At 57.6% G+C, this 3,872-nt stretch carries 2 protein-coding genes; both read left to right on the plus strand.

The annotated features are described in order from the left end of the window. Positions 1-2,401, plus strand: a 2,401-nt coding sequence (locus ACOKCT_RS22850; protein ID WP_420193912.1) for an Ig-like domain-containing protein, incomplete at its 5' end; no start/stop codon positions are given. Between the two features lie 1,030 nt (positions 2,402-3,431). Then, the coding region (locus tag ACOKCT_RS22855) for a BapA/Bap/LapF family prefix-like domain-containing protein (RefSeq protein WP_420193913.1) at positions 3,432-3,872 on the plus strand (441 nt) is incomplete at its 3' end.

Genomic DNA, 3,872 nt, shown 5'->3' on the forward strand with positions numbered 1-3,872 from the left:
GGGTGGGGGCGGCGGCGGTGGCGACGATCGCATCGATCCGGGTCCGGTAGCGCAGGATACCACGCCGCCCGGCGCGCCCACTAACCTGCATTTCGCCAACGGTAACACCCAGCTGCTCGGCAGCGCCGAAGCCAACAGCATGGTAACCATCACCGATGCCAGCGGTAACGTGGTGGGCAAAGCCAAAGCCAACGGCAATGGTGAATTTACCGTCGAGCTGGGGGTGCCCTACACCAACGGCGAGACGCTGACGGCCACAGCCGCCGACAGCTCCGGCAACGTTAGTCCGCCCACCAGCCTTACCGCCGCGGATACCACCCCGCCAGATGCGCCCATGATTATTATCGCTGACGACAACGCCGGCAGCCTGACCGGGGCGCTGAACAGCGATCAGACCACCGACGATCCGCGCCCGGTCTTTAGCGGCAGCGGCGAGGCCGGTTCGACCATCACGGTGTATGATAACGGGAAGAACATCGGCAGCACGGTAGTGAACAGTGACGGTAGCTGGACGTTTACCCCCACCGCCGATCTCGCTAACGGCTTGCATCAGATCACCGCCAGTGCCACCGACCCGGCAGGCAATACCAGCCCGGACTCTCCCGCGTTCAACCTCACCATCGATACCGTCGCCCCGAATGCGCCGGTTCTGCAGGTGATGGATGAGGTAGGCAACATCCAGGGGTTCATCACCTCCGGGGGTTTTACCGATGACAACCAGCCGGTGCTGAGCGGTACGGGCGATCCCGGCAGCACCATTACCCTCTACCACAACGATCTGCTGGTGGCGGAGATCATCGTTCCGGACAACGGCTCCTGGAGCTACCAGCTTGCCGAGCCGCTGACGGAAGGGCTACAGACCTTTACCCTGACGGAGACGGATATTGCGGGCAATCTGAGCCCCTCTTCCGCGCCGTTTGAATTTACCGTCGACCGCACGCCGCCCGCCGCGCCGAGTGGCCTCGCCATCAATGCCACTGGCACCATCGTCACCGGTAGCGCCGAGCCCAACTCGACGGTTACGGTGACCAACGACCTGGGTGATAGCCTGGGTACGGCCACCGCGGACGTCAATGGGGCATTTTCGCTGACCCTGACCACTCCGCAGGTCAATGGCGAAACCCTGAGCGCCGTGGCTACTGACCGGGCGGGTAACGAAGGTCCAGCCTCTTCGCTGCCTGTGCCGGACATCGCCCCGCCAGCGGCACCGACAGCCCTCTCCGTCGCCGCGACGGGCGACAGCGTGAGCGGTGAAGCGGAAGTGGATGCCCGCATCTCGGTACGCGACGCCACGGGCCAGGAGATAGGTACCGGCACCGTGGGTGCCGACGGTAAATTCACCGTCAATATCGCCCCGAACCAGCTCAACGGCGAGGTGCTGACGGTCTACGCCTTCGATACCGCCCAGAACCAGAGCCAGCCGGCGCAGGCCACCGCCCTGGACTCCACGCCACCGGCACCGCCTGCAGGGCTGGATGTCTCCGATAATGGTCTGGCGCTCACCGGCACGGCGGAAGTGGGTAGCACCGTGGTCGTCATGGAAGGCACCACTAAACTCGGCGAGCTGATTGTCGGCGAATCGGGTAGCTTCTCCTTCACCCTGCCTACCGCCAAACTGAACGGGGAGATCATGACGCTTACCGCTACCGATAAAGCGGGCAACACCAGCGCGCCCGGTACGGTAGAAGCCGACGACACGACCCCGCCGGCCACACCGATCATCACCAACGTGGTGGATAACGTTCCGGACGCCATCGGCACCATCGTGAGGGGGACCTTATCCGATGACCGCACGCCGCTCATCTCCGGCACCGGTGAGGTCGGCACCAAAATTTATGTCTACAGCGAGCAGATGCAGATCGGCTTTACGGAGGTGGATTCGGCAGGTAACTGGTCGTTCCAGGTCTCCGCCAGTCTGACCGATGGGCTCCACTCCCTGACCGCCGATGCGGTTGACCGCCGCGGCAATCACAGCCTGATCTCCGAGACCTGGACGATTAACGTCGACCCGCTGGCCCCGAACCCACCGACGGCATCAGTGGCAACCGCGGCGTTTGCCCAGAGCGAGGAGCCATTGGTGAGCACCCTGAGTGCCAGTACCACGGGCGAGACGCTGATTTATAACGTGCTCAGCGATAACGGCGGGGAGCACGTCGGTAACTTCTCGCTGGCACAGGGCGACAAAATCGACATCAGCCAGCTGCTGGTGGGCTGGAATGGCGATGGCAACACGCTGGGGGATTATCTCCATCTCACCAGCAACGGCGATGGCAGCACGACAATCACGCTCGACCGGGATGGTGCAGGCACCAGCTTTGCCCCGGCCACGCTGGTGACGCTGGATCACGTGCAGACCACCTACGAGGAGCTGGTGAACCAGAATCATATTATCACCGGTTAACTCAACCCCGCCGGGTGGCGGCTACGCCTGACCCGGCCTACAAAACCAAAAACCCAAAAACGAAAAACAGCAATGAAAAAGTCAAATAAAATAAATAGCTTACCGCGACTACCGTGTCCGGCTGAAAATCGCTGAGGCGTTGACCGCAGGCCGGGGCGAGGCGCAAGGATCACGCCCGCCCCGATAGCCGAAGGGAATAAGCCGAAGACAAAATTGCCGGGAGCCCGGGTCGCCAGGGTGGTGGCGATTGAGCCACCCTGGCACGTTCACCGGTTCAGGCGTAACAGAAGCAGAAAACGTGAGGTGAACGGAACCCCTACTTCGCCACATATACTTTTCTTCATTCCCCACAAGAAGAAAATAATGTGATCTCTCCCACCGTAATAACATTTCTACCAAATAACCTGGTTGCCTTAACTTATACGCCCATCTAAATAGCACAACTCTTTATTAATTCAACCTAGATTCGACAATATTAAAAACCTTCTCACATATATCATATTCAATATCAACTTCACTCCCGTTTAAATATTTATACAGCCACACTAAAATACCCCTATAAAATACCTCCCCCTCACCAAATGCCGCTATCTCATTAAATTAAAAACAAAAATCCCTACACACGCCTCGCTCAGCAGACACCTGCAAGCCGCGCCACGCCTGCCACCGCCATTTTCACACTGCACAGCGCAATATTTTAAATATGACTAACCATTTATTAACTCACGCTTAATTTGCACTTCTGGTACTTTCTGGCTATATCAAATTCAGTCAATCACAAATTCTTACCATTATTAAAGACAAGGATTTTACCGCTGAAAACATATTCCCAATCGCATTATTTTTTGAGTATCAAAGGCTAAATATCGCTGCCACCATCGCTATATCGGCAGCTTTTAATCACTTTCACATAATTACCCAGGGTCATTGTTTTAAATAAACAATATCCCTTTGGGTGGCGCTTAATCTGCTGAAAAGAAATGGCGAAAAATAGACGCCGTTTCTCTGCACTCTGCCGGGAGTAATACACATGAGTAAAATCACTGTCATCTCCAAACTGACGCACGTCGAATCAGTAACAGACGGGTCTCAGGTGACGCTGAATGATTCCTCCATTGTAAAAATCAACGCTGAACGGGCTGACATTCTCGAGTACAACCGCAGCGGGAATGACCTGATCGTTAAGCTGACCGACGGCGAAACCATTACCGTCAAAAACTTCTTCGTCAGCGGCGATAACGGTATCAGCCAGCTGGTACTGGAAGAGGACAACGGTGCGCTGTGGTGGATTGCAGACCCGATGGCAGCAGAGCAATATCAGTCGATAGCCTCCATTGATGCCCTGCTGGCAGGAACCACAACCGCGTCCGCGGGCGAAGCGGCGATCTGGCCGTGGGCGCTGGGCGGAGTGGCGGTCGCAGGGGGCATTGCGCTGGCCGCTGGTGGCGGTGGCGGTGGCGGCGGTGGTGGT

Origin of the sequence: Leclercia sp. M-A074-M (genome assembly GCF_965195605.1) — a bacterium.
Classification (GTDB): Bacteria; Pseudomonadota; Gammaproteobacteria; order Enterobacterales; family Enterobacteriaceae; genus Enterobacter.